Genomic DNA, 25,440 nt, shown 5'->3' with positions numbered 1-25,440 from the left:
GACGCGGCGGACGACCCGGCCGAGGAGTGCACCAGGAATGGTGGAAGACAACAGTACGAGCGGATCCGATCCGGACCGCGACGAGCCCCGCAGCGGGGCCAGGAAGATCAGCCGCCTCTTCGGTGGCCGCCGGGCGACCCGGCGGACCGAGTCGAGCGCGCCAGCGACAGGGGAGACGATCATCGACAGCAACGAGACCGACCAGACCGGAGCCGAGGGCACCGAGCTGCCCGAGACCGGGAGCGCCGCGGAGGCGGCCGAGCCGTCGACGTCGACGGGCGCGGTGTTCTTCAACGCCCTCCCGCAGACCCCGGGCGCCGAGCAGGAGGAGCCGCGACGGCCCGCACTGCCGAGCCCGTCGCTGCTGTTCCAGGCGCCGGTCCTGCCCGACTACGTCGAGCTGGCTCCGCTGCCTCCCCGCGGTGCGCCGCTGGGCGTCCAGGAGGAGCGCGAGAGCCCGGCCGAGGAGCAGGGCTCCGTCCGCCGCCGCTCGCGCCGCCGCAGCGGCGAGAGCGAGAGGTCCGGCTCCGACGACCCCGAGAACACCGTCGTCCGGGTCCGCCAGCCGCGCGAGCAGCGCGAGGCCCGCGAGCCCGAGCTCATCACCGAGCCGCAGCGCATCAAGGGCTCGACCCGCCTCGAGGCCAAGAAGCAGCGCCGCCGCGACGGCCGCGACGCCGGCCGGCGCCGCACGGTCGTCACCGAGTCCGAGTTCCTCGCCCGCCGGGAGGCCGTCGACCGCGTCATGGTCGTCCGCTCGAAGGAGGACAGCATCCGCATCGGCGTGCTCGAGGACGGCGTCCTCGCCGAGCACTACGTCGCCCGCTCGCAGGAGGCGTCGCTCATCGGCAACGTCTACCTCGGCCGCGTGCAGAACGTCCTCCCGAGCATGGAGGCCGCCTTCGTCGACATCGGACGCGGGCGCAACGCCGTGCTCTACTCCGGCGAGGTCGACTGGGACGCCGCGAACAACGCCGGCGGCCCCCGCCGGATCGAGCTCGCGCTCAAGCCCGGCGACCGGGTCCTCGTCCAGGTCACGAAGGACCCCGTCGGCCACAAGGGCGCCCGTCTCACGAGCCAGATCTCGCTCCCCGGCCGCTACCTCGTCTACGTGCCCAACGGCTCGATGAACGGCATCTCGCGGAAGCTCCCGGACACCGAGCGCGCCCGCCTGAAGAAGATCCTCAAGGAGGTGCTGCCCGAGAACGTGGGCGTCATCGTCCGGACCGCGGCCGAGGGCGCCACGGAGGAGCAGCTGACCGTCGACGTCGAGCGCCTGACCGCGCAGTGGACGGCTCTCAGCGCGAAGGCCGCGACCGGGCAGGCTCCCGCTCTCCTGCACAGCGAGCCGGACCTGCTGATCAAGATCGTCCGCGACGTCTTCAACGAGGACTTCGAGAAGATGGTCATCGCCGGCGACGACGCCCGCGAGACCATCGAGCTCTACCTCAGCCAGGTCGCACCCGATCTGCTCGAGCGCGTCGAGGTCTACACGGGTAAGAAGGACGCGTTCGACGAGTTCCGCATCACGGAGCAGATCGAGAAGGCGCTGGAGCGCAAGGTGTGGCTGCCCAGCGGCGGCTCGCTCGTGATCGACCGCACCGAGGCGATGACGGTGGTCGACGTCAACACCGGCAAGTTCGTCGGCTCGGGCGGGAACCTCGAGGAGACGGTCACGAAGAACAACCTGGAGGCGGCCGAGGAGATCGTCCGCCAGCTGCGCCTGCGCGACATCGGCGGCATCATCGTCGTCGACTTCATCGACATGGTGCTCGAGTCCAACCGCGACCTCGTGCTCCGCCGCCTGGTCGAGTGCCTGAGCCGCGACCGGACGAAGCACCAGGTCGCCGAGGTCACCTCGCTCGGCCTCGTGCAGATGACCCGCAAGAAGCTGGGCCTGGGCCTGCTCGAGACCTTCAGCGAGAACTGCGAGATCTGCGCCGGACGCGGCGTCATCGTCCACCACGACCCCGTGCTCAAGCACCGGTCGACCGCCGCTCCGCAGCAGGAGCAGCGCCGCCGAGGCAAGGGCGGCGAGCAGCAGCCCGCCGCCTCCGGGCGCTCGAACGGCGGGCAGAACGGGCAGGGCGCGCCGGCGACCAAGCCGGTCAGCACCCACGCCATCACGGACGACGCGAAGAACGCGCTCGCGCAGATCGCCGCCAGCACCATCCACCCCCAGGCCGTGCGCCAGGCGGCGGAGGAGGCGGCCGCGCTGGTCGAGGACGCCGCCGAGACCGTCGAGGCCATGGCGCCGGAGGAGTCCGCCACGGCACCCGAGGAGCAGCCGTCCGAGCCGAGCCGTCGCGGCGAGCGTCCCGCCCGGGGCGAGCGCCGTCGTCGCAGCCGCGACCGCGAGCCGCGCCAGGAGGCCGCCGAGACGGCGGCCGTCGAGTCGGCTCCCGTCGAGACCCCGGTCGAGAAGGAGATCGAGCCGGCCGCTGCCGCGCCGATCCTCGACATCCCGATCGCGCCGGTCACGCCTCCGCGCCGCGTCCGCAGCGAGGTCGCCGAGCACCTGCTCGACTCCGTGCTCGACGCTCTGCCGGCCCCGAAGCAGCCCGGCCAGGGCCGTGCGAAGAGCCGGCGCGTCACGACGGCCGCGCTCACCGGAGTCGCGGTCATCCCCGAGCAGACCCCGCGCCGCGCCGACCAGTAGCGCGACCCGGTGTCAGGAGGGCCCGGTGCCCGGCGAGAGCCGGCGCCGGGCCCTCTCGGCGTCCCGGTCGCGCCCGCGGACGCGGAGCCCGCTCCGCCTCAGCCGCTCGACCAGCTCCCGCGCGCCGACGGGGACCGCGCCCGCGGCGACGAGCTCGTCGATCCGCTCCTCGGGCACGTCGTAGTGGTCCAGGTCGAAGCCGCGCTCGGGCACGCCGAGACGGCGCGCGAAGTCGTGGAGCTCCTCGAGCGAGACGTCGCTCACGAGGTGCGCCCACAGCCGGCCGTGCGCCGGCCAGCGCGCGGCGTCGACGAGGATGGCCATTCCCCGATCGTAGGCGGCGCGCCGTCCGTCCACGCGCCTCCTCCTCGACTATCGTGACGGGGTCGCCGGTCGGGTGGACACGGCTTCGCAGTCGTGTGCGTTTGACCGTGGAGCGCGGATCCCGTACTCTTGACCGTTGGTGTGGCGCGATCCATGTGCTCACGCAGATTTCCGTTGTCGCTCCGCCCCTCACGGGGCGCGGGCCGCGGTGCCGGTTCCCTCGTGTCGTGAGGAGACGGGTACGAACCGGAAGACCGGGGCTCAGCCCCGTCCCTACAAGCCCCGGACGAGGCCTCCGCTCCGTCCAGACGAGAAACAGGTACGAGAAGTGGTTTACGCAGTTGTGCGCGCCGGCGGTCGGCAGGAGAAGGTCGAGGTCGGCACCATCGTGACGATGGACCGCGTCAAGGCCGACGAGAACGGCACCGTGCAGCTTCCTGCCGTGCTGCTCGTCGACGGTGAGTCGATCACCTCGGACGCGGCGACCCTCGCGGGCGTCACCGTCACCGCCGAGGTGCTCGAGGACCTCCGTGGTCCGAAGATCATCATCCAGAAGTTCAAGAACAAGACCGGTTACAAGAAGCGCCAGGGGCACCGTCAGGACCTCACGCGCGTCAAGGTCACTGGCATCAAGTAGTCCTGCAAAGGAATTGAGCTGACCTGCGGAGCGAGCCATCGCCCTGCAGGGCAACAGCACGGGGCTGCGGCCCCCCGGTCTCGAGGAGATGAGAAATGGCACACAAGAAGGGCGCGAGCTCCACTCGCAACGGTCGCGACTCGAACGCGCAGCGTCTCGGCGTCAAGCGCTTCGGCGGCCAGGTCGTGAACGCGGGCGAGATCATCGTCCGCCAGCGCGGCACCCACTTCCACCCCGGCGCGAACGTCGGACGCGGTGGCGACGACACCCTGTTCGCCCTCTCGGCGGGCGCTGTCGAGTTCGGCAGCAAGGGCGGCCGCAAGGTCGTCAACATCGTGGCGGCCGCCCAGTAGGGTCGACCTCCTCGGCCGCACAGGCACAGGACGCAAGGGGCGGGCTTCGGCTCGCCCCTTGCGCGTTTACCGGGGCACAGCCCCCCGGCGCCGGCATCCCGGCGCCGCACGCACTCACGGACGGATTCACACCATGGTCACCTTCGTCGACAACGTCACGCTGCATCTGCGTGCCGGCCACGGCGGCAACGGCTGCGTCTCCGTCCGTCGCGAGAAGTTCAAGCCGCTCGCCGGCCCCGACGGCGGCAACGGCGGGCACGGGGGCGACATCGTCCTCGTCGCCGACCCGCAGACGACGACGCTGCTCGCCTACCACCGCCACCCGCACCGCAGCTCCGAGAACGGCGGTCCCGGCATGGGCGACCACCGCGCGGGCGGGAACGGCGAGCTCATGGAGCTCCCCGTCCCGGTCGGCACGGTCGTCAAGTCGCCGGACGGCGACCAGCTGATCGACATGGACGAGCCCGGCCTCCGGTTCGTCATCGCTCCGGGCGGGCAGGGCGGGCTCGGCAACGCCTCGCTCGCCACCACGAAGCGCAAGGCGCCCGGCTTCGCGCTGCTCGGCACGCCGGGCTGGGAGGGCGACGTCGTCCTCGAGCTGAAGACCGTCGCGGACGTCGCGCTCGTCGGATTCCCCTCGGCGGGCAAGTCGAGCCTCGTCGCGGCGATCTCGGCGGCCAAGCCGAAGATCGCGGACTACCCGTTCACGACCCTCGCGCCCAACCTCGGCGTCGTGCAGGCGGGGGAGTCGCGCTTCACCGTCGCCGACGTGCCCGGTCTCATCGAGGGCGCGAGCGAGGGCAAGGGCCTGGGTCTGGAGTTCCTCCGCCACGTCGAGCGCTGCACCGCGCTCGTCCACGTGCTCGACTGCGCCACGCTCGAGCCCGGCCGCGACCCGCTGACCGACCTCGACATCATCCTCGGGGAGCTGGCGGCGTACCCCGTCGGCGACGGACAGGTGCCGCTGATCGAGCGGCCGCAGCTGATCGCGCTCAACAAGGTCGACGTGCCCGAGGCCCAGGAACTGGCCGACTTCGTCCGGGCCGACCTCGAGGGCCGCGGCTACCGCGTGTTCGAGATCTCGACGGTCAGCCACTCGGGACTCCGCCAGCTGACGTTCGCCCTCGCCGAGATCGTCGAGAAGCACCGCCTCGAGCTCGCCGCCGTGCCGCGGGTGGAGCGCATCACCATCCGCCCCCGCGCCGTGGACGAGAAGGACTTCGAGATCCGGGTCGAGGGCGGCTCGTACGGCAACGTGTACCGGGTCCTGGGCACCAAGCCCGTGCGCTGGGTCGCGCAGACCGACTTCACGAACGACGAGGCCGTCGGCTTCCTCGCCGACCGCCTGGCCAAGCTCGGAGTCGAGAACGGCCTGTTCTCGGCTGGAGCGGTCGCCGGCTCCACCGTCGTCATCGGCCCCGGCGACGGCGTCGTCTTCGACTGGGAGCCGACCCTCACCTCGACGGCCGAGCTCATCACCGCGCCCCGCGGAACGGACCTCCGCCTCGAGGACAACCGGCGCAAGACCCGCAACGAGCGTCGCGAGGACTACTTCGAGCGGATGGACGCCAAGGCCGAGGCCCGCGCGGAGCTCGAGCGCGAGCGCCAGGGCGGCGTCTGGCGCGTCGCCGACGAGGGCGACGGCACGGAGGCCGGCGAGGAGAGCTGACTCCCGCCGCCGGGGTCGTCTGCCTCTACACTGGCCGGATGCCGCAGACGACCCCCGACAGCAGTGCGCTGACCGAGCGGTTCGCCGCTTCCCGTGCCGCGTCGCGCTCCCTCCGCAGTGCGACCACCGACCTCAAGAACCGGGCTCTGCTCGCCATCGCCGACGCGGTGCGCTCGAGCGCCGCGCGCGTCGTCCCGGCGAACGAGCTCGACCTCCAGCGGGGTCGCGAGAGCGGGATGAGCGCGGGCCTGCAGGACCGCCTCCGCCTCGATGCGGCGCGCCTGGGGTCCCTCGCCGACGCCGTCGTCGCGGTCGTCGGGCTCACCGATCCGGTCGGGCAGACGGTGCGGGGATCGAACCTGCCCAACGGCGCCTCCCTCACCCAGGTGCGGGTCCCGTTCGGCGTCGTCGGAGCGATCTACGAGGCGCGCCCGAACGTCACCATCGACATCGCGGCGCTCGCCCTCAAGAGCGGGAACGCCGTGATCCTGCGTGGAGGCACGGCCGCGGAGAACACGAACCGCGTCCTGGTGGAGCTGCTGCAGGAGGCCGTCGCCTCCGTCGGCCTGCCCGCCGAGCTGGTGCAGACGGTCGACGACCACGGCCGCGAGGGCGCGAAGGCCCTCATGCGAGCGCGCGGCTACGTCGACGTCCTGGTGCCGCGGGGGAGCGCCGGCCTCATCGAGTCGGTCGTGACGGAGTCGACGGTCCCCGTGATCGAGACGGGCGCCGGCGTCGTCCACGTCTTCCTCGACGCCAGTGCCGACGAGCAGTGGGCCGTGGACATCGTCCACAACGCCAAGGTGCAGCGTCCGAGCACCTGCAACGCCCTCGAGACCCTCCTCGTCCACCGCGACGCCGCCGAGCGCCTCCTCCCGCCCGTGCTCGGCCGGCTCGCGGAAGCGGGAGTGACCGTGCACGGCGACGAGCGCGTCGCGGCGCTCTGGCCCGACGCGGTGCCCGCCACCGACGAGGACTGGTCCGCGGAGTACTACTCGCTCGACGTCGCCGTCGCGATCGTCGACGACCTAGAGGCCGCGATGGCCCACATCGACCGGTACTCCACCCACCACACCGAGTCGATCGTGACGAACGACCTCCGAAGCGCCGAGCGCTTCCTCGCCGAGGTCGACTCCGCGGTCGTGATGGTCAACGCCTCCACCCGCTTCACCGACGGCGGGGAGTTCGGGTTCGGCGCCGAGGTCGGCATCTCGACGCAGAAGCTGCACGCTCGGGGTCCCATGGGCCTTCCCGAGCTGACCAGCACGAAGTGGCTGCTGCGCGGCGCGGGACAGGTCCGCGCCTAGCGCCCGGACCGGCGATCCGGCGTCGAGCGGCGTCCGGGTAGACTCGTCGGAGCCCCGCCGGGGCGACCACGACCTCCAAGGAGCACTGCATGTCCCTCGCGACGACCGTCCTCGCCGAAGCAGCGGCCCACACGGAGCTGCCGTTCCCCCCGATCGTCTTCGGCCTGATCGCCGCCGTCGCCTTCACGGCCCTCGGCTTCGTCACCTGGAGCTACCGGGACGTGGCGAACCGCCACTCGCACAAGACCGGTGCCGGCTCCCACGACCAGCACGGTCACGGACACTAGGCGGGGAGCCCAGCGATCGTGACGTCCGCCGCGAGCGGAGGCCCGCGGCGTCCGCGCATCGGCGTGATGGGCGGCACCTTCGACCCGATCCACCACGGTCACCTGGTCGCCGCCTCCGAGGTGGCCCAGTCGTTCGACCTGGACGAGGTCGTCTTCGTGCCCACCGGCCAGCCGTGGCACAAGAAGACGGTGACCTCCGCCGAGCACCGGTACCTGATGACGGTGATCGCGACGGCGTCGAACCCGCGCTTCACCGTCAGCCGAGTCGACGTGGACCGCATCGGCACGACCTACACGATCGACACCCTGCGCGACATCCACGCCGCGCACCCCGACGCCGAGCTGTTCTTCATCACCGGCGCGGACGCGGTCGCTCAGATCCTGAGCTGGAAGGACTACGACGAGCTGTGGGAGCTGGCCCACTTCGTCGCCGTCAGCCGGCCGGGGCACGTCCTCAACGTTTCGGGATTGCCGGCCCAGGACGTATCCTTGTTGGAGATTCCGGCACTGGCGATCTCCTCGACCGACTGTCGGAGCCGCGTCAACCGGGGTCATCCGGTCTGGTACCTGGTTCCCGACGGTGTCGTCCAGTACATCTCGAAGCACCACCTGTATCGGAGCACGTCATGACAGTTCAGCCCGAGGAGAAGCCGCTCACCCGGCGCGAGATCCGCGAGCGCGAGAGGCGCGAGGCCGGTGCGGCCACGACCGCCGCCGTTCCGACGACGTCCCGCCGAGCTGCCACCGCGACCGCCACCACCGCCGGCGACATGCCGGTGCTGACCCCCACCCAGGCCCTGCGGATCACCCCCGTCGAGCCGAGCCCCGCGAGCGAGCCCGACCTGCGCACCTCCTCGATGGAGATCGTCGCCACCGAGAACGCCACGGGCCGCCAGCTGACCCGTCGGGAGCTGCGCGCACTGCTGGCGCAGCAGCAGGCGGAGAAGGTCGCCGCCGCACCGGAGGCGGAGCCGCCCGCCGACGAGGAGCGGTCCGACGACGAGCGCTCCGACTACGTCGAGGGCGCCCTCGAGCGCGCCTCGGCGCTCCCGCCGACCGGGGCGGTCCCCGTGATCGAGGCGGCCGACGAGTCCCGTGATGCGGAGCCGGTGCCCGAGGGCGCAGCGGAGCAGGAGCCGGAGGGCGACGAGGACGTCGTCACCGAGGACGCCCCCGAGGCGTCCGAGGAGGAGGCGGACGAGTCCGCCACCGATGCGACCGCGGACGCCGACGCGGCCGAGGTGCACGAGGCCGAGATCGAGAGCTCCTCCTCCGACGACGAGACGCCGTCCGCGGACGCCTCCGACGAGCGGGACGCGGACGACGAGCAGCCGACGGCCGGCGAGCAGCCCGAGCAGCCGCACCTGAACACCGCGCTCTTCGCGTCGGTGGGCGGATCCCTCGACATCGCCGACGAGAAGGCCACCGAGATCACCGGGAGCTTCGAGCCGCCGATCGAGCACCTCGCCATCACCGAGGAACTCGACAGCAAGTCGAAGGAGGAGGTGGACGCCTCGTTCGACTCCCTCATCGCGAGCGGAGTCGCCGCCACCGGTGCCGTCACCACCACCAACGCGCTGATCCTGCCGACCACGGGCCCCGGCGCGACAGTCGGCACGGACACGGGGGAGATCCTCGTCACCGGCTCGTTCGACCTCCCGCGCAGCCTCGGCTCCACGGGCCAGCACCCGAACCTCTACGACTCGCCCGATGTGGACCGCTACGTCGACCGCATCGACCGCGAGCAGCCCGTCGGCGAGTCCGAGCCGGTCCGGGCGTCCAGCGCCGTCTCCACCCACGCCGCCGGCACCTCGATGATCGCGCCGCAGAAGCGCGCCGGCGTGAGCGTCCCGGTGGTCCTCGCGATCACCGCGGCCGTCCTGCTGGTCGGCGCGATCGCGCTGTTCATCGGCGGCTTCGTGCTCAACATCTTCTGATCTCCACCACCGACACTGAAGGCTTCATGACTGCGACCGATTCCGCCCGCGCCCTGCTCCAGCTCGCGGCCACCGCCGCCGACTCCAAGGGCGGTGAGGACCTCGTCGCCCTCGACGTCTCGGGGCCGCTGCCGCTGGTCGACATCTTCCTCCTCGCCACCGGCCGCTCCGAGCGCAACGTGGTCGCGATCGCGAACGAGGTGGAGGACCGCCTGAACGACTCCGGCGCCAAGCTGCTGCGCCGCGAGGGCCGTGCGGAGGGCCGCTGGATCCTCCTCGACTTCGGCGACCTCGTCGTGCACGTCTTCCACGAGGAGGACCGCATGTACTACTCGCTCGAGCGCCTCTGGAAGGACTGCCCGACGGTGCCGTTCACCCTCGAGCAGCCCGTCGCCGTCGACTCGTCGACGTCCTCGAACTGACGAACACGCCCGGCGACAGCGCTCGATTTCATTTCACGCGAATCGTGTTGTAGTTTATTCGAGTTGCTTCCGCCGGGCGGAGACAGCGAAAGACAGTACGAAGCAAGACAGAACACAACATGGGTCCGTGGCGCAGCTGGTAGCGCACCTGCATGGCATGCAGGGGGTCAGGGGTTCGAATCCCCTCGGATCCACCGAACAGGTCCGCACTCCTCCGGGAGTGCGGACCTTCGTCGTTCACGGCGCTACAGGGTCTGACGTCGTCCTGTCCGGCGCCGTCCTGTCCGGCGCCGTCCTGTCCGGCTCAGGCCGGTCAGGCCAGCCAGGACCGTGCCCGTCCGGCCACCGGGTCCCCCTGCTGGTCACGCACGGGTCGGCCCGACCGGCTCCACATGGCCGCCGCATCCGGCGAGGAATCCGGAGAGCTCGCCCCAGGCGTCCTCCCCGATCGTGGTGCCCGGGCGCCGTGCGAGATCGGCCAGAGCGTCCGTCAGCTCGTCGACTCCCGTCAGGATCCTCGTCCGTGCCGCTCCCGTGCCCTGCCATCCGGGCGCGTACGTCCTGACGTCGGGGTGGCTGTAGAGCACGGCCGTCTCGAACCACGGCGTGGGCAGACCGTTCAGGGCCAGGTGCTCCTTGAGCCTCGCGGCCTGGATCCGGACCTGCCGGGCGGGGACGTGCTGCTCGACATGCGTGCGCACCGTCCACCGCGACACCGTCCCCGGTGCGATCTGAACCGCGAAGGCCTCGGGCAGTGCATCCTCGTCGAGGAGGACGCCGTAGGAGGGGTGGACGGTACCGGGTCGCACGCCGTCGAAGACGACCCCCTGCCAGTACTTGGCCTCGATGATGAGCGCGCCGTGCCGGGTGAGCAGCAGATGGTCGATCTGCGCGAGGAAGCGGCGCGTCGTGCGCGCGTCGACCGGTACGAAGACGACGTTCGTGGCGAGGACGCCGGACAGCCCCGCCGAGGCGCACGCCTCCCGGATCAGGGTGTGCGAGACGGCCTCGCTGCTCCAGGTCTTGGCGAGCGCGTCACGGGTCTGCTCGGCCTCCTCCTGCGCCGTCTCGAGCTCGGTCCGACTGAGGTCGCGCTCGGCGTCGCGCGCGCGCGTCAGTGCCTTGAGCGCCGCCTCGTGGCTCCGGTCGCGCTCGGCGATCGTGCGCTGGTGCTCCTCCGAGGCCTCCTCCGAGGCCTCCTCCGCGGCCTGCTCCGCCGCCGCTCTCGCCGCAGTGCGCCGTCGGCGGCCGGCGACGACCGTGATGAGAAGGGCCAGGAGCAGGGCGGCCGCGACGGCCCAGGGGAGGTACTCGTTCATGGTCCCCAGGCAAGCACGGACCACCGACCGTGCGCCGCGACGGCTCCCGATCACGCCGCTCGGCGGACCGGCCGCGGTGCGCTCGCTCGTGCCCTGTCCGGACGTCTTCGTCGGCGTCCGCCTGCGCGCGCGGACGGAGACGCCGACCCTGCGCCGGCCGATCGCGCAGGCGGAGCCCTACCGCCGCCTGGCGGACGCGATGCGCGACCAGCACGAGGTCCGGCTGACCGGCGTCGAGGGCACGCTGCTGGGCTTCGTCGGCCCGCAGCCGTTCCAGGGGATCAGCGTCGCCGGCCTGCACACGCACGACGTCGACACCACCGGCGGGATCGGCGGCCACGTGCTCGCCGCCTCCGGAGTCGCGGGCCTGCTCGAGATCGAGCAGTACGGCGGCATCACCGTCCTCCTGCTGGAGTCGGACGACCACCCGCGAGCCGACCTGGACGCGGCGGCCGACGCCGGGATCCGCGCCGTGGACACCGACCACCCGCCCTGAGCGGCCCTACCCTGGACGCATGCCCTCACTGCGCGACGTCCACGCCGTCATCGACCGTCTCTGGCCCGAGGCGGCCGCCGAGAGCTGGGACGCGCCCGGCCTGGTCACCGGCGACCCCGACGCTGCGGTGGAGCGGATCCTGCTCACGGTCGACGTGGTCTCCGACACCGTCGCGGAGGCCGTCGACGGCGGATACCAGCTCCTGGTCGCGCACCACCCGCTGCTGCTGCGCGGCGTCACCTCGATCGCCGAGGACGGCTACAAGGGCCGCCTGCTCGCGGACCTCATCCGGGGCGGCTGCGCACTGATCTCGGCCCACACGAACGCCGACATCGTCGCGGACGGGGTCTCGGACGTGATCGCCACCCGCCTCGGCCTGACCGGCGCGACTCCGCTCGTCCCGGGCGCCGACCCGTCGGTCGGGCTCGGCCGAGTGGGCGACCTGCCCGAGGAGGTGACGCTCGGACGCCTGGCCGGAGCCGTGGCCGAGCTCCTGCCGGCCACCGCAGGGGGAGTGCGGGCCGCGGGCGCCTACGAGACGCCCGTGCGCCGCGTGTCGCTCTGCGGGGGAGCGGGGGACTCGCTCCTGGACGCCCCCGCCGTCCGCACGAGCGACGTCTTCATCACCGCCGACCTCCGGCACCACCCGGCGTCCGAGGCGCGCGAGAAGGCCCTGCACGGCACCGGCCCCGCCCTCATCGACGTCTCGCACTGGGCGAGCGAGTGGCTGTGGCTCGACGTCGCCGCGACCGCGCTGCGGGAGGCCCTGCCCACGGTCACCGTCGAGGTGAGCGAGACCCGCACCGACCCGTGGGATTTCGCGATCGTGCACTGACCCGCCGCGGGCACAGGAGAATGGACGCGGCGCGCCCGTACTGCGCGCCGGGAACGAGGACCGCCACGTGAAAGCCAGCCCCGCACACCAGCGCGAACTCCTGACTCTGGCGAGTCTGGACACGAGGGGCGCGCAGCTGCGCCACGCCCTCGCGACGCTCCCGCAGATCGCGCGGATCCAGGCGATGCAGGCCCGCGACAACGAGACCCGCCGCTCCCTCGCCGAGCGCACAGGGCGCCTCGAGGACGTGCGCACCGAGCTCGGGCGCATCGAGTCCGACGTCAGCGTGGTCGAGAAGCGGCTCACCCGCGATCGCGACCGCCTGCAGACCGCATCCGCGGCCAAGGACATCGCCGCGCTCGAGAGCGAGATCACCTCCCTCGTGAAGCGGCGGGGAGACCTCGAGGACATCGAGCTGACCCTGATGGAGCGGATCGAGGGCATCGAGTCCGAGGTCGCCGCGGCTCAGGCCGAGCGCGACGAGGTCGTCGCCTCGCTCGGGACCCTCGCCGAGGAGCGCGACGCGCAGGCCGAGAAGCTCCGCGACAAGCAGGAGGCGCTCGCCCGGGACCGCGCCGACCTGGTGACGACCCTTCCGGAGGACCTGGTCGAACTGTACGAGAAGCAGCGCGCCCGCTACGGAGTCGGCGCGGCCCTCCTCCGCGGGAAGGTGTCGGAGGGGAGCGGCGTGGCCCTCACCGAGTCGGACCTCTCCTGGATCCGCGCCTCCGCTCCCGACGAGGTCGTCCTCTGCCCCGACAGCGGTTGCATCCTGGTGCGCGGCGAGGAGTCCACCCTCGCCTGAGCCGTACACTGGACGGGCGAACGGGCCGGCAAGACGGTCGCGTCACCGCGGCGAGAGCCGTGGTGCCGAGGAACGTCCGGGCTCCGCAGAGCAGGGCGGTGGGCAACACCCACCCGGGGCGACCCGCGAGACAGTGCCACAGAGAACAGACCGCCGTCGGCTCCGGCCGGCGGTAAGGGTGAAACGGTGGTGTAAGAGACCACCAGGGGCCGGAGTGATCCGGTCCGCTCGGTAAACCTCGCCCGGAGCAAGGTCAGACAGAGGACGATGCGGCTGCTCGTCGGGTCCTCGGGTAGACCGCTGGAGGGTCACGGCGACGTGGCTCCGAGAGAGATGGCCGTCCAGCGCCCGCCGAGAGGCGCGGCGTGAACAGAACCCGGCGTATCAGCCGACCCCTTCGCCACGAGATGCCCCGCCCCGGCGGGGCATCTCGCGTCTCCACCGGTCGCCGAGCTCGCGCTCCCGCCCGCAGGCGGCGCGACGGCCTGCCGTGGCGGTTCCCGGGTCTCGATACATCCTTGCGCCGCCACTCGACAGGACTGGCGCGGTCCATCTCTCGCGCTGCCTCCTGCGGACGAAGCGGTGCAGCACGGCGTCCGGCAGGCGACGGTCCCGGAGGACGGTCCTGGGACGCCGCTGCGGATCGACCGCCGAGGACCAGGTGCCCCGCCCCGTCGTGGCTCACCGCGACGACTGGACCCCGAAGGTCCGATCACGCCCGTGCGCCACGGCGCCACGCACGAGGCGAACCGGCGAAACGCGTGCCAGCGTTTCGCCGTAGCCGTCCGCACCCCGCTCCCCGGATCGCGTCACCTCCCGAGGCCGACCGCGCCTCGGCGGGCGGGGACCGCCGAGGAGAAAGACTCAGCCCCGCCCTGCGAGCGCGGCCGCGCCGAGGATGCCGGCGTTGTTGCGGAGCGCCGCCGGGATGATCGGGGTGCGCAGGTCGAGCAGCGGGAGGAACTCGTCGTGGTGCTTGGAGATGCCGCCGCCGACGACGAAGAGATCGGGCCAGAGCAGCGCCTCGAGGTGGGAGTAGTAGCGCTGCAGGCGCTTCGCCCAGTGCTTGTAGTCGAGGTCGTCGCGCTCCTTGGCGGCGAACGAGGCCTTCTTCTCGTAGTCGCCGCCGTGGATCTCGAGGTGGCCGAGCTCGGCGTTGGGGATGAGGATCCCGTCGTGGATCTGCGCCGTCCCGATGCCGGTGCCGAGGGTGGTCATGATGACCAGGCCCTTCTTGTCCTTCGCCGCTCCGAAGCGCGACTCGGCGTAGCCCGCCGCGTCGGCGTCGTTGACGAAGAAGATGTTCCTGCCGATCGCGTCCTCGAAGAGCTTCTCGGCCTCGAGGCCGATCCACTCGTCCGACACGTTCGTCGCCGACATCGTCCGTCCGTGGACGACGACGGCGGGGAAGCAGATGCCGACCGGGGTGTCCGAGGGCAGGTCCGGGATCTTCTCGAGGATCTGCTGGACGGTGGCGACGATGTCCTTCGGCGTGCCTCCCGGGGGAGTGGCGAGCTTCATCCGGTCGCTGAGCAGGGTGCCCGCGGCCAGGTCCACCGAGGCCCCCTTGATGCCCGTTCCCCCGATGTCGATCCCGATGGCGGTCGCCGCAGCAGTCATAGCGGCCATGCTAGCGAAGGGCGGGGGTGCGGACCGACGCGGGCTGCGGCGTAGGATCGCGGCATGGCTGACGGCGACACGAACTCCTGGTGGTACAACCTCAAGGCCGGCACGGTGGAGCAGGGATTCGTGTCCCCCTCCGTCGACCGGGTGGGACCCTTCTCCTCTCGCGAGGAGGCGGAGCACGCCCTCGAGCGGCTGCACGAGAACAGCCGCAAGTGGGCAGAGGAGGACGCCGCCGAGGACCGCTGACCGCGGCTACTCGTAGCTGTGCTCGGCGCCGGGGTAGGCGCCGGACTCCACGTCGTCCCGGTACGCGGTGACCGCTCCGGTGAGCACGCCGCGCAGATCCGCGTACTGCTTCACGAAGCGGGGGATGCGGCCGGTGGTGAATCCGGCGAAGTCCGTCCACACGAGCAGCTGTCCGTCGACGTGCGGTCCCGCTCCGACTCCGATCGTGGGGATGCGCAGCTCCTCCGTCACCTGACGTGCCGCGTCCGCGGGCACCATCTCGAGGACGACGGCGAACGCCCCGGCCTCCTGGACGGCGCGCGCGTCGGCGAGCAGCTGCTCGATGCCCTCGCCGCGCCCCTGGACCATGTGACCGCCGAGCCCGTGCTCGCTCTGCGGCGTGAAGCCGATGTGCGCCATCACGGGGATGCCCGCCTCGACGATGCGCCGGATCTGCTCGGCGGAGCGGACTCCGCCCTCGAGCTTCACCGCGTGCGCGTGCGTCTCCTTCATGAAGCGGAACGCCGTGTGCAGCGCGTCGTCGGCACCCGACTCGTAGGAGCCGAAGGGCATGTCGGCGACGACGAAGGCGCGCTCGACGGCTCCGGCGACGGCACGTGCCAGCGGGATGAGCTCGTCGACGGTGACGGGCAGAGTGGTGTCGTAGCCGAGCACCGTGTTGCCGGCGGAGTCGCCCACGAGGAGGAAGTCGATCCCGGCGTCGTCGAAGATCTTCGCCGTCAGCTGGTCGTAGCTGGTCAGCCCGGTGATGCGGACACCGGAGTCCTTCGCGTTCTGGAAGTGGCGGGTTCGAACGCGTTTCACGGGCTGCGCTGACATGGGCGCCAGTCTACGGCGCGCCTCGGGCGCCCCGCGGGCCCCGGTCGGAGGCAGTAGCCTGAGGGTCGAAACAGGAGGGGTCTGGATGGACAAGCAACGGGACTTCGTTCTTCGTACCATTGAAGAGCGAGGGATCAAATTCGTTCGCCTCTGGTTCACCGACGTCGTCGGCACGCTGAAGTCGGTCGCGATCGCGCCGGCCGAGGTGGAGGGCGCGTTCGCGGAGGGGCTCGGCTTCGACGGCTCCGCCATCGAGGGCCTCACCCGCTCCTTCGAGGCCGACGTCCTCGCGCATCCGGACCCGTCGACCTTCCAGATCCTCCCGTGGCGCGGAGAGATCGACCCGACGGCGCGGATGTTCTGCGACATCACCACGCCGGACGGCCAGCCCGCCGTCGCCGACCCGCGCAACGTGCTCAAGCGCACGCTGGCGAAGGCGGCCGAGCGCGGGTTCACCTTCTACACGCACCCCGAGATCGAGTTCTACCTCCTCAAGTCGTCGTCCTTCGGCGCCGAGGGTCCGGAGCCGGTCGACTCCGCCGGGTACTTCGACAACGTCCCCGGAGGCACGGCGCACGACTTCCGCCGCCGCTCCGTGCGCATGCTGGAGGATCTGGGCATCTCGGTCGAGTTCAGCCACCACGAGGCGGGCCCCGGCCAGAACGAGATCGACCTCCGCTACGCGGACGCGCTCACCACGGCCGACAACATCATGACCTTCCGCACCGTGATCAAGGAGGTGGCGATCGAGCAGGGCGTCTACGCGACGTTCATGCCGAAGCCGCTCTCCGGGCACCCCGGCTCGGGCATGCACACGCACCTCTCGCTCTTCGAGGGCGACGTGAACGTGTTCTACGAGCAGGGCGCCCAGTACCAGCTCTCGAAGCTCGGCCGCCAGTTCATCGCGGGCCTGCTCAAGCACGCCCCCGAGATCACCGCCGTGACGAACCAGTTCGTCAACTCCTACAAGCGGCTCTGGGGCGGCGACGAGGCGCCCAGCTACGTCTCGTGGGGCCACAACAACCGGTCCGCCCTCGTGCGCGTCCCGCTCTACAAGCCGAACAAGGGGCAGTCCTCGCGCATCGAGTACCGGGCGCTGGACTCCGCGGCGAACCCCTACCTGGCGTACTCGCTGCTCCTGGCGGCCGGGCTCAAGGGCATCGAGGAGGGCTACGAGCTCCCGGCCGAGGCCGAGGACAACGTGTGGGCCCTCTCGGACGCGGAGCGCCGGGCGCTCGGCTACGGCGCTCTGCCCGCCAGCCTCGACCGCGCCATCTCGCTGATGGAGGAGTCCGAGCTCGTGGCCGAGACGCTGGGCGAGCAGGTGTTCAACTTCGTGCTGCTCAACAAGCGGAAGGATTGGGCCGAGTACCGCGCCCAGGTCACGCCGTACGAGCTGCGCAGCAATCTCGAGATGCTCTGACGCCTCGGCCATGCCCCGTGAACGCTCCCTCCGCGATGTCGCACGCCTCGGCTTCGCCGCGCTCGGCGAGACCGGGGCGCGGCTGGCCGAGGCGGAGGAGCTCGCCGGGCGGCAGCTCGAGTCGGTGCTGCCCTCCTTCGCCCGGGTGGCGGACCCGGACGAGGCGCTGCTCGCTCTGATCGACCTGCTGCGGCGGCACCGCGACCGCATGGACGCGGTCCTCGCCGACGACGAGGCACTGACCCGGCTGCTTCTGGTGGTGGGGGCCTCCTCCGGCCTCGCCGACTTCCTCCAGCGCCGGCCCGACGAGCTGGCCAGCGTGCTCGAGCCGGTGCGCACGCTCCCCGGGCGCGCCGAGATGAAGGCCGAGCTGCTCGAGTCGGTCGGCGCCGTCGACGGCTTCTCGTCGCTCCGGGAGGAGGCGGGCTGGACGGCGCTGCGCGTCCGGTACCGCCGCCTCCTCACCAGGATCGTCGTCCACGATCTGAGCCAAGCCGACCCCGTCGCGGCGATCGACCGGGTGACGAGGGCGCTGGCCGACCTCGCCGGAGCCGCGCTGGAGGCGTCCCTCGCCGTGGCGCGGACCGAGCTGGTCGAGGGCACGGGCCCAGGCCGCTTCGGCCGGGACGAGGTCGCCGCCACCCGCTTCGCCGTCATCGGCATGGGCAAGGCGGGAGCGTCCGAGCTCAACTACGTCAGCGACGTCGACGTGATCTTCGTCGCCGAGGGCGACCCGGAGAAGGAGCTGACGAACGCCCGTGCGATCGACGTCGCCACCCGGCTCGCCGTGCTCCTCATGCGCGGGACCTCTGCGCTGGCGATGGAGCCGGAGCTCTGGGAGGTCGACCCGAACCTGCGCCCGGAGGGCAAGCAGGGCGCGCTCGTGCGCACCCTCGAGTCGCACATCACCTACTACGACCGGTGGGCGAAGAGCTGGGAGTTCCAGGCGCTGCTCAAGGCGCGTCCGCTCGCCGGCGACCAGGAGCTGGGGCGGGCGTACGTCGACGCGGTCGCGCCCAAGGTCTGGTCGAGCGCCTCCCGCGAGAACTTCGTCGAGTCGGTGCAGCGGATGCGGGAGCGGGTCACCGAGAACATCCCGCAGAACGACGTCCACTACCAGATCAAGCTCGGGCCCGGCGGCCTGCGCGACATCGAGTTCACGGTGCAGCTGCTCCAGCTCGTCCACGGGCAGACCGACGACGAGATCCGCATGCCCGGGACTCTGCTCGCCCTGGGCGCCCTCGCCGACCGCGGGTACATCGGCCGCTCCGCCGCGGAGGAGTTCGCGCAGGACTACCGAGCACTCCGGCTGCTCGAGCACCGCCTCCAGCTGCGGCGCCTGCGACGCACGCACCTGATGCCGCGGGACGAGCACGAGCTGCGGACCCTCGCCCGCTCCAGCGGGCTCGCCCGCACGGCGGAGGAGCTGCTGAGCGTCTGGAACGGGATCAAGCACCGCGTCCGGGGCCTGCACGAGCGCCTGTTCTACCGTCCGCTGCTCTCCGCGGTCGCCGCGCTCTCCGACGGCGGCGCCGAGCTGTCCACCGGCCAGGCGGAGGCGCGCCTCGCCGCCATCGGCTTCGCGGACGCCCGCGGGGCGCTCGGCCACATCGCCGCGATGACCTCGGGCGTCTCGCGCCGCGCGAGCATCCAGCGCCACCTCGTGCCGGTGATGCTGCAGTGGTTCGCCGACGGACCGGACCCCGACTACGGCCTGCTCGCGTTCCGGCGCCTCAGCGACGCACTGGGCGGGACGCCCTGGTTCCTCCGGATGCTGCGCGACTCGTCCGGAGCCGCCAAGCGGCTCACCACGGTGCTCTCCGGATCGCGCTTCGTCGGCGAGCTGCTCGACCGCATCCCGGAGTCGGCGGCCTGGCTCGAGGACGACGACGCCCTCCGCCCCCGCAGCGCCGCCCAGCTCGCCGAGGAGGTGCGCGCCGTGCTCGCCCGGCACGAGACGCCCGACGCAGTCGCCTCGGTCCTCCGCTCGATGCGCCGGCGCGAGGTGCTGCGGACCGCCATGGGGGGCGTGCTCGGTCTCAGCTCGATCGAGGAGATCGCGACCAGCCTCACCGACATCATCAGCGCACTGCTGGGCGGCGTGCTCGCCGCCATCCGGCGCGGCAGTGCGACCCGGCCCGGCGCCGACGCGGAGTTCGCGATCATCGGCATGGGCCGGTACGGAGGGGCGGAGCTGGGCTTCGGCTCCGACGCCGACGTGATGTACGTCCAGCGACCCGGCACCGCCGAGCCGCACCAGGCCCAGCTCTACTCGCAGTTCGTCGTCGCCGAGCTGGTCCGGCTCACGGAGGACTCCCGCCTGCCGCTCGACCTCGACGCCGACCTGCGGCCCGAGGGCAAGAACGGGCCCCTCGTGCGCTCCCTCGACTCCTACCGCGCCTACTACGCCCGCTGGTCGCTGACCTGGGAGGCGCAGGCGCTGCTCCGGGCGCGGGGAGTGGCGGGGGACCAGGCGCTCATCGAGGACTTCGAGGAGCTGGCCGACGGGGTCCGCTACCCGGGAGCGGTCTCCGACCGCGACATCCGCGAGGTGAAGCGGATCAAGGCACGGGTCGAGAGCGAGCGTCTGCCGCAGGGCGCCGACCCCCGCCGTCACCTCAAGCTCGGCCGCGGATCGCTGAGCGACGTCGAGTGGCTGGTGCAGCTCCTCCAGCTGCAGCACGCGCGGCGGACCCCGGCGCTGCGGACCACCTCGACCCTCACCGCCCTCGCGGTCGCGGAGGAGGAGGGCATGGTCGGCCCGCAGGACGCGGAGCGGCTGCGTGCCGCGTGGATCCTCGCGTCCCGTGTCCGCTCGGGCACCACGCTCTGGGGCAACCGCACCAGCGACGTCCTCCCGACCGACCGTCGGCAGCTCGAGGGCGTCGCGCGCCTGCTCGAGTATCCGGCCGGGTCCGCGACGGCGCTCGAGGACGATTACCTCGGCGTGACCCGCCGCTCCCGCGCGGTCTTCGAGCGCCTGTTCTACGGGCCGGCCGCGGGAGACGCTCCCTCCTACCGCTGACGCCCGCGCGCCGGGGACGGCGAAGGGCCGCCCCTCCGAGGAGGAACGGCCCTTCGGCAGTGCTGCGGGATCAGACCCCGTAGTACAGCTCGAACTCGAACGGGTGAGGACGCTGCGCGAGGGGCTTGATCTCCTTCTCGCGCTTGTACTCGATCCAGGTGTCGATGAGCTCCTGAGTGAACACGCCACCCTGGAGGAGGAAGTCGTGGTCGGCCTCGAGGGCGTCGAGCGCCTCGCCCAGGGTCGCGGGGACCTGCGGGATGAGCTTCGCCTCCTCGGGGGGCAGCTCGTAGAGGTCCTTGTCGACCGGCTCGTGCGGCTCGATGCGGTTCTTGATGCCGTCGAGGCCCGCCATCAACTGGGCGGCGAACGCGAGGTACGGGTTGCCGGAGGCGTCGGGCGCACGGAACTCGATGCGCTTGGCCTTCGGGTTCGTGCCCGTGATCGGGATGCGGATGGACGCGGAGCGGTTGCCGGCCGAGTAGACCAGGTTGACCGGCGCCTCGAAGCCCGGGATCAGGCGGTGGTACGAGTTGACCGTCGGGTTCGTGAACGCGAGGACGGCGGGGGCGTGCTTGAGCAGGCCGCCGATGTACCAGCGCGCGAGGTCCGAGAGACCGCCGTAGCCGTTCTCGTCGTAGAAGAGCGGCGTGCCGTCGTTCCACAGCGACTGGTGGGTGTGCATGCCCGAGCCGTTGTCGCCGAAGAGCGGCTTCGGCATGAACGTGGCGGTCTTGCCCCACTGCTCGGCCGTGTTCTTGACGATGTACTTGAACTTCAGGATGTCGTCCGCCGCGTGGACCATCGTGTCGAAGCGGTAGTTGATCTCGGCCTGGCCGCCGGTGCCCACCTCGTGGTGCGAGCGCTCGAGGATGAGGCCGGCGTCGATCAGCTTGAGGCAGATGTCGTCGCGGAGGTCGGCCTGCTTGTCGACGGGGCTCACCGGGAAGTAGCCGCCCTTGTAGGGCGTCTTGTTGCCGAGGTTGCCGCCCTCCTCGACGCGTCCCGAGTTCCAGGCGCCCTCGACCGAGTCGACGGAGTGGAACGCGGAGTTCTGCGTGATCTCGTAGCGGACGTCGTCGAAGATGTAGAACTCCGCCTCGGGGGCGAAGAACGCGGTGTCGGCGATGCCGGTCGACGCGAGGTACTTCTCGGCCTTCTTCGCGACCTGACGCGGGTCCTTGGAGTAGATCTCGCCGTTGCGCGGGTTGTAGATGTCGAAGACGAGGATCAGCGTGCGCTCGACGCGGAACGGGTCCACGTAGGCGGTGGTCACGTCAGGGATCAGCTGCATGTCCGATTCGTGGATGTTCGCGAATCCGCGGATCGAGGACCCGTCGAAGAGCTGACCGACGGAGAAGAACTCCTCATCGACAGTCGAGGCGGGGATGTTGAAGTGCTGCTGGACACCGGGGAGATCGGTGAACCGGATGTCGAGGAACTTGACGTCCGTGTCCTTGATGAACGAGAGCACCTCGGAAGAATCTTTAAACATGCAAAGGTCTCCAATGGCGTGACGGGGTGCTGCAGAGCGCAGCCGTTCCAGGGTAGTGACGGGGGGTTTCCCCACCGTGTCCCTGTTGTTTCCGACATGTTACGGGGCCGGTCCGGGGTCGGGCTCCACGTCGTCTGCCGGACCACCCGCTCCTCGGTCCGCTCCGAGACGCCGCGGATAGGATCGGAGGATGCCAGCCGCCGACCGCAGGACCTTCGCCGACGCCGCCCCGAGCTCGTACCCGGGGGAGCGTCTCGGCCTCCCCCGAGAGGGCCGCCTCTCGGTCGGACGGTCCGGCCGCCGCATCGCCGCCCTGGCCGTAGACTTCGCCGTCGCCGCTCTGCTGTCGCTCGCGTTCTTCGACTACGACCGCTGGGCGAGCCTGCTGCTGTTCGTCCTGCTGCAGGTCGTCTTCATCCCCACCATCGGCGGCAGCATCGGGCACCGCCTGCTCGGGATGCGCGTCATCCGTCTCGGCGGGGGCTGGGTCGGCGTGTGGCGCCCGATCGTGCGCTCTGTGCTGCTGGCCGTGCTGGTGCCGGCGCTCGTCTGGGACTCGGACCAGCGCGGCTTCCACGACAAGGTGGCCGGCACGGTTCTCGTCCGCTACTGACTCGCGCCGCAGACGCGACAGGCCGGCCGGGAGAGATCCCGACCGGCCTGTCGCGTCTGCGTCAGCGCGATCGCTGAGGGCGCACCTTGAAGGGGTCGACGCCCTTCGGGATGGGCAGCGACGTGTTGAGCGAGGAGAGCCGGTTCTTCACCGCGAGGACCTCGGCCTTGGTGAGGACCTTCTTCGTCTTCGAGAGGCGGCTCGGCACCTTGTGCAGCGGAGTCGCATCGGCGTCGGAGCCGACGTGCACGAAGGTGACGGGGACGTTCGGCAGGATCCGCGACACCTTGCGCCGCTCGTCCTCGAGCATGCGCTTGGTCCGGGAGGCGGGGCCCTCCGCGATCAGCACGACGCCTCCGCGGCCGACGGCGCGGTAGACGGCGTCCTGGGTCTTGCCGTTGACGGCAACGGGCATCTCGCCGCCGGTCCAGGTGCCGCGCAGTCCGCTGCGCAGGACGGCGCCGACCGCGCCGGGCTGCCCGGCGATCTGCCCGTAGGCGGCGCGCTCGGCGCGGCGCGAGAGCACGGCGAGTCCGGCGACCAGGCCGGCCATCACGCCCACGATGATCCACAGCGCGATCACGAAGCCGTTGCCGTTGCCGAGCAGGATGCCGAGGAGCACGCCGAGCAGGATCGGGAGCAGGAGCGCGAGGAGGATGATCCAGACGGCGCTGCTGTCGTAGCGGCGGGTCATCTGGAACACCTGCCACATCTGCTTGAGACGTCCGGGTTCCTTGACCGCCTTCGTCGACGGTTCCGTGCTGCGTGCCATGACGTCAAGGATACCGAGCGGGAGCGCGGCGGCGGACCCCGGACGCGGATCCGACTCCTCCACAGAGGGCACGTGCGCCGATCCCTCCACCGATCGGGATCGGCGGGCGTCCTCCGCCTCGGCCTGCGGTCAGGCTCGCCTCATGACGAGCAGCGGGACGGTCCAGGGCCGGAGGATCGGCGGAGCGCGGACGGGGAGGCGGTGGACGCCTGCGCCGGACGCCGCACCGTCGGCCGAGCGGACGATGCGGCCGCGGGAGGCCGAGGCGCTGCAGGCGTCGCCGGTGGCTCGGCTCGCCGAGCACCGCCACCGCGAGAGCATCGTCCGGGTGGAGTCGTCTCCGAGGAGGTGCATCGTGTCGACCGCCCCTCCCGTCGTCGCCACGCTCGAGAGGTTCCTGCGGGTCGAGCGGGGGATCGGACTCGGCGCCGCGGTCACCCTCCTCGCCCCCGTGGTGGGCGCGGTCCGCTCGGCCGCGCTCGAGGGAGCATGGCTGGCTCCGACGACGGACGACATCGGCCTGACGGAGGAGGGTCGGCCGCTGCTGCTGCTGACGACGCCCGCCGTCGACACCCCGCGTGCGGCGCGCGACGCGCTGCAGCGGGTCCTGGAGCGCCTCGGAATGCTCTGCCCGGAGCTGCCGGTCGCCGCCCTCGCGCGGCACCGCGACCTGCTGGCGCTGGAGGGCAACCTCTACGGACTCGCTGATCCGCAGGGGATAGGCGAGGCGGTGCGGGCGCTGCCGACGTCCGGCGCGGATGCACGGGGTCGGGAGGCGGTGCCTGCTCCGACTGCCCGGCACCGGCGGGTCCATCCGCTCGACGGCTGGCAGGACCGCCTCCGGGCGTTCGTCGTCCGGCGTCGGGGACCGCTCTCGGTCGGGACGGCGATCGTGCTGGGAGCGGTGCTCGCCGGTTCGCTCGCGGGCGGGCCCGATCGGCAGGTGCAGGATGCGGAGGCGCCGACCGCAGCCGCGCCCGTTCCGGCGCGGTCGACTCCGCCGGCGGTGGCGACCGCGGCACCGCCGGCTCCGGTCGCGGCGACCTCACTCGACGCCGAGCAGGCGGCGGAGGTGCTGATCGACGCGGTGCGCGCGTGCGGGGACCGGGAGTGCGCCCGCGGTCTGGTCACGGCGGACTCGCCGCTCGGCGACGCAGCGGACGGCCCCGCCTCCGCTGTCCCGGCGACGGGGGAGGCGTCGGCAGTCCTCGTCGACGTGAACGGGGCATCGGCGGTCGTGCACCTCCGGACAGCCCCGGGGACGACAGCGGCCTCCGTCCTGATCATCAGGACGGAGGCCGGCTGGCTCATCCGCGACGTCTACACCGGAGCGGCCTCGTGAGAGGCGCGCTCAGGGGGAGCGTGTCAGATGCCGAGGTCGTTCTCGAACGAGCCCTCCTCGAGGCGCTCCTTGATCGCGACCAGGAAGCGCGCCGCGTCGGCTCCGTCGACCGTGCGGTGGTCGTACGAGAGCGCGAGGAAGACGGTCGAGCGGATCGCGATGGCGTCAGCACCGTCCACCTGCACGACGGCCGGCTTCTTGGTGACGATGCCGGTGCCGAGGATCGCGGTCTGCGGCAGGAACACGACGGGAGTGTCGAACAGGGCCCCGCGCGAACCGGTGTTGGTCAGCGTGAAGGTGCCGCCGGCGAGCTCGTCGGGCTTCAGCTTGTTGTTGCGGGTGCGCTCGGCCAGGTCTCCGATGGTGGAGGCGATCTGCGCGAGGTTCAGCTCGGACGCGTTCTTGAGGACCGGGGTCAGCAGGCCGCGCTCGGTGTCGACGGCGATGCTGATGTTCTCGTGGTCCGGGTAGACGATCGACTCGCCGTCGAGGGTCGAGTTGATCACCGGGTAGGCCTTGAGCGCCTCGGCCGCCGCGAGGGCGAAGAACGGGAGGAAGGACAGCTTGGCGCCGGTCTTCTCCTGGAAGCTCTTCTTGACCGAGTCGCGGAAGCGGGCGACCGCCGTGACGTCGACCTCGATGACCGAGGTGAGCTGGGCGCTCGTCTGCATCGACTCGACGGCGCGCTGCGCGAGGACCTTGCGCAGGCGCGACATCGGCTGCGTGGTGCCGCGGAGGGGCGACGTCTCGAGCGGGGTGCGCGCGGCCTTGGCGGCTGCGGCGGCGGGCGCCGAGACCGGGGCGGCCGGAGCCGACTTGGCGGCCTCGACCGCGTCGAGGACGTCCTGCTTGCGGATGCGGCCGCCGACTCCGGTTCCCGTGAGGGTGGAGAGGTCGATGCCGTTCTCGCCGGCGAGCTTGCGCACGAGCGGGGTGACGTAGCCGGGGTTGGAGTCGGTGGGCTCCGGGGAGGCGGCGGGCGCGGCGGCCGCGGGGGCCGGCGCGGCGGCGGCCGGGGCGGGAGCCGAC

General features: G+C 71.7%; 25 protein-coding genes, 1 tRNA gene and 1 other RNA gene. 19 read left to right on the top strand and 8 right to left on the bottom strand.

Features of this window, described 5'->3' with window-relative positions; translation table 11 throughout:
- Nucleotides 1-37 precede the first annotated feature (37 nt).
- Nucleotides 38-2,659: an Rne/Rng family ribonuclease gene (locus tag C5C71_RS01310; RefSeq protein WP_104336982.1), complete on the top strand. Its 2,622-nt coding sequence runs from the start codon at nucleotides 38-40 to the stop codon at nucleotides 2,657-2,659.
- 12 nt (nucleotides 2,660-2,671) lie between these two features.
- Here C5C71_RS01310 and C5C71_RS01305 read toward each other — a convergent pair whose 3' ends face one another.
- Nucleotides 2,672-2,983 (bottom strand): DUF4031 domain-containing protein, encoded by a 312-nt coding sequence (locus tag C5C71_RS01305; RefSeq protein WP_104226718.1) that lies wholly within the window; start codon nucleotides 2,981-2,983, stop codon nucleotides 2,672-2,674.
- Nucleotides 2,984-3,311: 328 nt separating this feature from the next.
- Here C5C71_RS01305 and rplU point away from each other — a divergent pair, with 328 nt between their 5' ends.
- The 9 genes from rplU to C5C71_RS01260 all read left to right on the top strand — a co-directional run bounded on the left by rplU (nucleotide 3,312) and on the right by C5C71_RS01260 (nucleotide 9,789).
- On the top strand, nucleotides 3,312-3,620 hold the full coding sequence (gene rplU, locus C5C71_RS01300) for a 50S ribosomal protein L21 (protein WP_104223682.1): 309 nt from the start codon (nucleotides 3,312-3,314) through the stop codon (nucleotides 3,618-3,620).
- Between the two features lie 95 nt (nucleotides 3,621-3,715).
- Complete coding sequence (gene rpmA / locus C5C71_RS01295) at nucleotides 3,716-3,973, top strand: 50S ribosomal protein L27 (protein WP_068209107.1); 258 nt, start codon at nucleotides 3,716-3,718, stop codon at nucleotides 3,971-3,973.
- Nucleotides 3,974-4,106: 133 nt separating this feature from the next.
- A complete protein-coding gene (gene obgE, locus C5C71_RS01290; protein WP_104223681.1) occupies nucleotides 4,107-5,642 on the top strand; it encodes a GTPase ObgE in 1,536 nt (511 codons plus the stop codon).
- 38 nt (nucleotides 5,643-5,680) lie between these two features.
- Nucleotides 5,681-6,949, top strand: a complete 1,269-nt coding sequence (locus C5C71_RS01285) for a glutamate-5-semialdehyde dehydrogenase (RefSeq protein WP_104336981.1) — start codon at nucleotides 5,681-5,683, stop codon at nucleotides 6,947-6,949.
- Between the two features lie 89 nt (nucleotides 6,950-7,038).
- Nucleotides 7,039-7,236 carry a hypothetical protein gene (locus C5C71_RS01280; RefSeq protein WP_104223679.1) on the top strand — a complete coding sequence of 66 codons (198 nt, stop codon included), beginning with the start codon at nucleotides 7,039-7,041 and terminating at the stop codon, nucleotides 7,234-7,236.
- Nucleotides 7,237-7,254: 18 nt separating this feature from the next.
- The gene (gene nadD, locus C5C71_RS01275) at nucleotides 7,255-7,866 is read left to right on the top strand and encodes a nicotinate-nucleotide adenylyltransferase (protein ID WP_104223678.1); all 612 of its coding nucleotides are present in this window, start codon (nucleotides 7,255-7,257) and stop codon (nucleotides 7,864-7,866) included.
- Nucleotides 7,863-9,173 (top strand): hypothetical protein, encoded by a 1,311-nt coding sequence (locus C5C71_RS01270; RefSeq protein ID WP_104250571.1) that lies wholly within the window; start codon nucleotides 7,863-7,865, stop codon nucleotides 9,171-9,173. Before nadD ends, C5C71_RS01270 begins: the two co-directional genes overlap by 4 nt.
- 26 nt (nucleotides 9,174-9,199) lie before the next feature.
- Entirely contained in the window at nucleotides 9,200-9,595 is a 396-nt protein-coding gene (gene rsfS, locus C5C71_RS01265) for a ribosome silencing factor (protein ID WP_104223676.1), read from the top strand.
- Between the two features lie 121 nt (nucleotides 9,596-9,716).
- Nucleotides 9,717-9,789, top strand: a tRNA-Ala gene (locus tag C5C71_RS01260).
- 168 nt (nucleotides 9,790-9,957) lie between these two features.
- Here the strand turns inward: C5C71_RS01260 and C5C71_RS01255 are convergent.
- Nucleotides 9,958-10,914, bottom strand: coding sequence for a nuclease-related domain-containing protein (locus C5C71_RS01255; protein ID WP_146084385.1), 957 nt, complete (start codon nucleotides 10,912-10,914; stop codon nucleotides 9,958-9,960).
- Here C5C71_RS01255 and C5C71_RS01250 point away from each other — a divergent pair.
- The 4 genes from C5C71_RS01250 to rnpB all read left to right on the top strand — a co-directional run bounded on the left by C5C71_RS01250 (nucleotide 10,913) and on the right by rnpB (nucleotide 13,450).
- Nucleotides 10,913-11,410, top strand: a complete 498-nt coding sequence (locus C5C71_RS01250) for an acetolactate decarboxylase (RefSeq protein ID WP_181065618.1) — start codon at nucleotides 10,913-10,915, stop codon at nucleotides 11,408-11,410. The genes C5C71_RS01255 and C5C71_RS01250 overlap by 2 nt on opposite strands.
- A gap of 19 nt (nucleotides 11,411-11,429) precedes the next feature.
- Entirely contained in the window at nucleotides 11,430-12,245 is an 816-nt protein-coding gene (locus C5C71_RS01245) for a Nif3-like dinuclear metal center hexameric protein (RefSeq protein WP_104223674.1), read from the top strand.
- A 67-nt stretch (nucleotides 12,246-12,312) separates the two neighbouring features.
- Entirely contained in the window at nucleotides 12,313-13,050 is a 738-nt protein-coding gene (locus C5C71_RS01240; protein WP_104226713.1) for a zinc ribbon domain-containing protein, read from the top strand.
- A gap of 21 nt (nucleotides 13,051-13,071) precedes the next feature.
- Nucleotides 13,072-13,450: RNase P RNA component class A (gene rnpB / locus C5C71_RS01235), an RNA gene on the top strand.
- Nucleotides 13,451-13,914: 464 nt separating this feature from the next.
- Here the strand turns inward: rnpB and ppgK are convergent.
- Nucleotides 13,915-14,670, bottom strand: coding sequence for a polyphosphate--glucose phosphotransferase (gene ppgK / locus C5C71_RS01230; RefSeq protein ID WP_104336978.1), 756 nt, complete (start codon nucleotides 14,668-14,670; stop codon nucleotides 13,915-13,917).
- Nucleotides 14,671-14,733: 63 nt separating this feature from the next.
- Here ppgK and C5C71_RS01225 point away from each other — a divergent pair, with 63 nt between their 5' ends.
- Complete coding sequence (locus C5C71_RS01225) at nucleotides 14,734-14,922, top strand: SPOR domain-containing protein (protein ID WP_104250575.1); 189 nt, start codon at nucleotides 14,734-14,736, stop codon at nucleotides 14,920-14,922.
- Between the two features lie 6 nt (nucleotides 14,923-14,928).
- Here the strand turns inward: C5C71_RS01225 and panB are convergent, their stop codons facing one another.
- Entirely contained in the window at nucleotides 14,929-15,741 is an 813-nt protein-coding gene (panB, locus tag C5C71_RS01220) for a 3-methyl-2-oxobutanoate hydroxymethyltransferase (protein WP_104226711.1), read from the bottom strand.
- A gap of 85 nt (nucleotides 15,742-15,826) precedes the next feature.
- Between panB and C5C71_RS01215 the strand changes: the two genes are divergently transcribed.
- Together C5C71_RS01215 and C5C71_RS01210 are read left to right on the top strand one after the other, a co-directional pair.
- Nucleotides 15,827-17,164, top strand: a complete 1,338-nt coding sequence (locus tag C5C71_RS01215) for a glutamine synthetase family protein (protein ID WP_068253236.1) — start codon at nucleotides 15,827-15,829, stop codon at nucleotides 17,162-17,164.
- 10 nt (nucleotides 17,165-17,174) lie between these two features.
- Nucleotides 17,175-20,189 carry a bifunctional [glutamine synthetase] adenylyltransferase/[glutamine synthetase]-adenylyl-L-tyrosine phosphorylase gene (locus tag C5C71_RS01210; RefSeq protein ID WP_104226710.1) on the top strand — a complete coding sequence of 1,005 codons (3,015 nt, stop codon included), beginning with the start codon at nucleotides 17,175-17,177 and terminating at the stop codon, nucleotides 20,187-20,189.
- 70 nt (nucleotides 20,190-20,259) lie between these two features.
- Here C5C71_RS01210 and glnA read toward each other — a convergent pair whose 3' ends face one another.
- Complete coding sequence (gene glnA, locus C5C71_RS01205; protein WP_104223668.1) at nucleotides 20,260-21,684, bottom strand: type I glutamate--ammonia ligase; 1,425 nt, start codon at nucleotides 21,682-21,684, stop codon at nucleotides 20,260-20,262.
- A gap of 190 nt (nucleotides 21,685-21,874) precedes the next feature.
- Between glnA and C5C71_RS01200 the strand changes: the two genes are divergently transcribed.
- The gene (locus C5C71_RS01200; RefSeq protein WP_104223667.1) at nucleotides 21,875-22,297 is read left to right on the top strand and encodes an RDD family protein; all 423 of its coding nucleotides are present in this window, start codon (nucleotides 21,875-21,877) and stop codon (nucleotides 22,295-22,297) included.
- 61 nt (nucleotides 22,298-22,358) lie between these two features.
- Here C5C71_RS01200 and C5C71_RS01195 read toward each other — a convergent pair whose 3' ends face one another.
- Both C5C71_RS01195 and C5C71_RS01190 read right to left on the bottom strand, forming a co-directional pair.
- Nucleotides 22,359-23,069, bottom strand: coding sequence for a DUF4191 domain-containing protein (locus C5C71_RS01195; RefSeq protein WP_104223728.1), 711 nt, complete (start codon nucleotides 23,067-23,069; stop codon nucleotides 22,359-22,361).
- A gap of 129 nt (nucleotides 23,070-23,198) precedes the next feature.
- A complete protein-coding gene (locus tag C5C71_RS01190; RefSeq protein ID WP_104226709.1) occupies nucleotides 23,199-23,453 on the bottom strand; it encodes a hypothetical protein in 255 nt (84 codons plus the stop codon).
- Here C5C71_RS01190 and C5C71_RS01185 point away from each other — a divergent pair.
- Nucleotides 23,425-24,411, top strand: coding sequence for a hypothetical protein (locus C5C71_RS01185; protein ID WP_104336977.1), 987 nt, complete (start codon nucleotides 23,425-23,427; stop codon nucleotides 24,409-24,411). The genes C5C71_RS01190 and C5C71_RS01185 overlap by 29 nt on opposite strands.
- Nucleotides 24,412-24,434: 23 nt before the next feature.
- Here the strand turns inward: C5C71_RS01185 and sucB are convergent.
- On the bottom strand, nucleotides 24,435-25,440 hold a 1,006-nt coding region (sucB, locus tag C5C71_RS01180), incomplete at its 5' end, for a 2-oxoglutarate dehydrogenase, E2 component, dihydrolipoamide succinyltransferase (protein WP_104336976.1).

The organism is Rathayibacter sp. AY1C1 (assembly GCF_002932105.1).
GTDB lineage: Bacteria > Actinomycetota > Actinomycetes > Actinomycetales > Microbacteriaceae > Rathayibacter.
The sequence above is the reverse complement of the archived record's forward strand: the minus strand, read 5'-3'. Positions and strand labels throughout refer to the sequence as shown.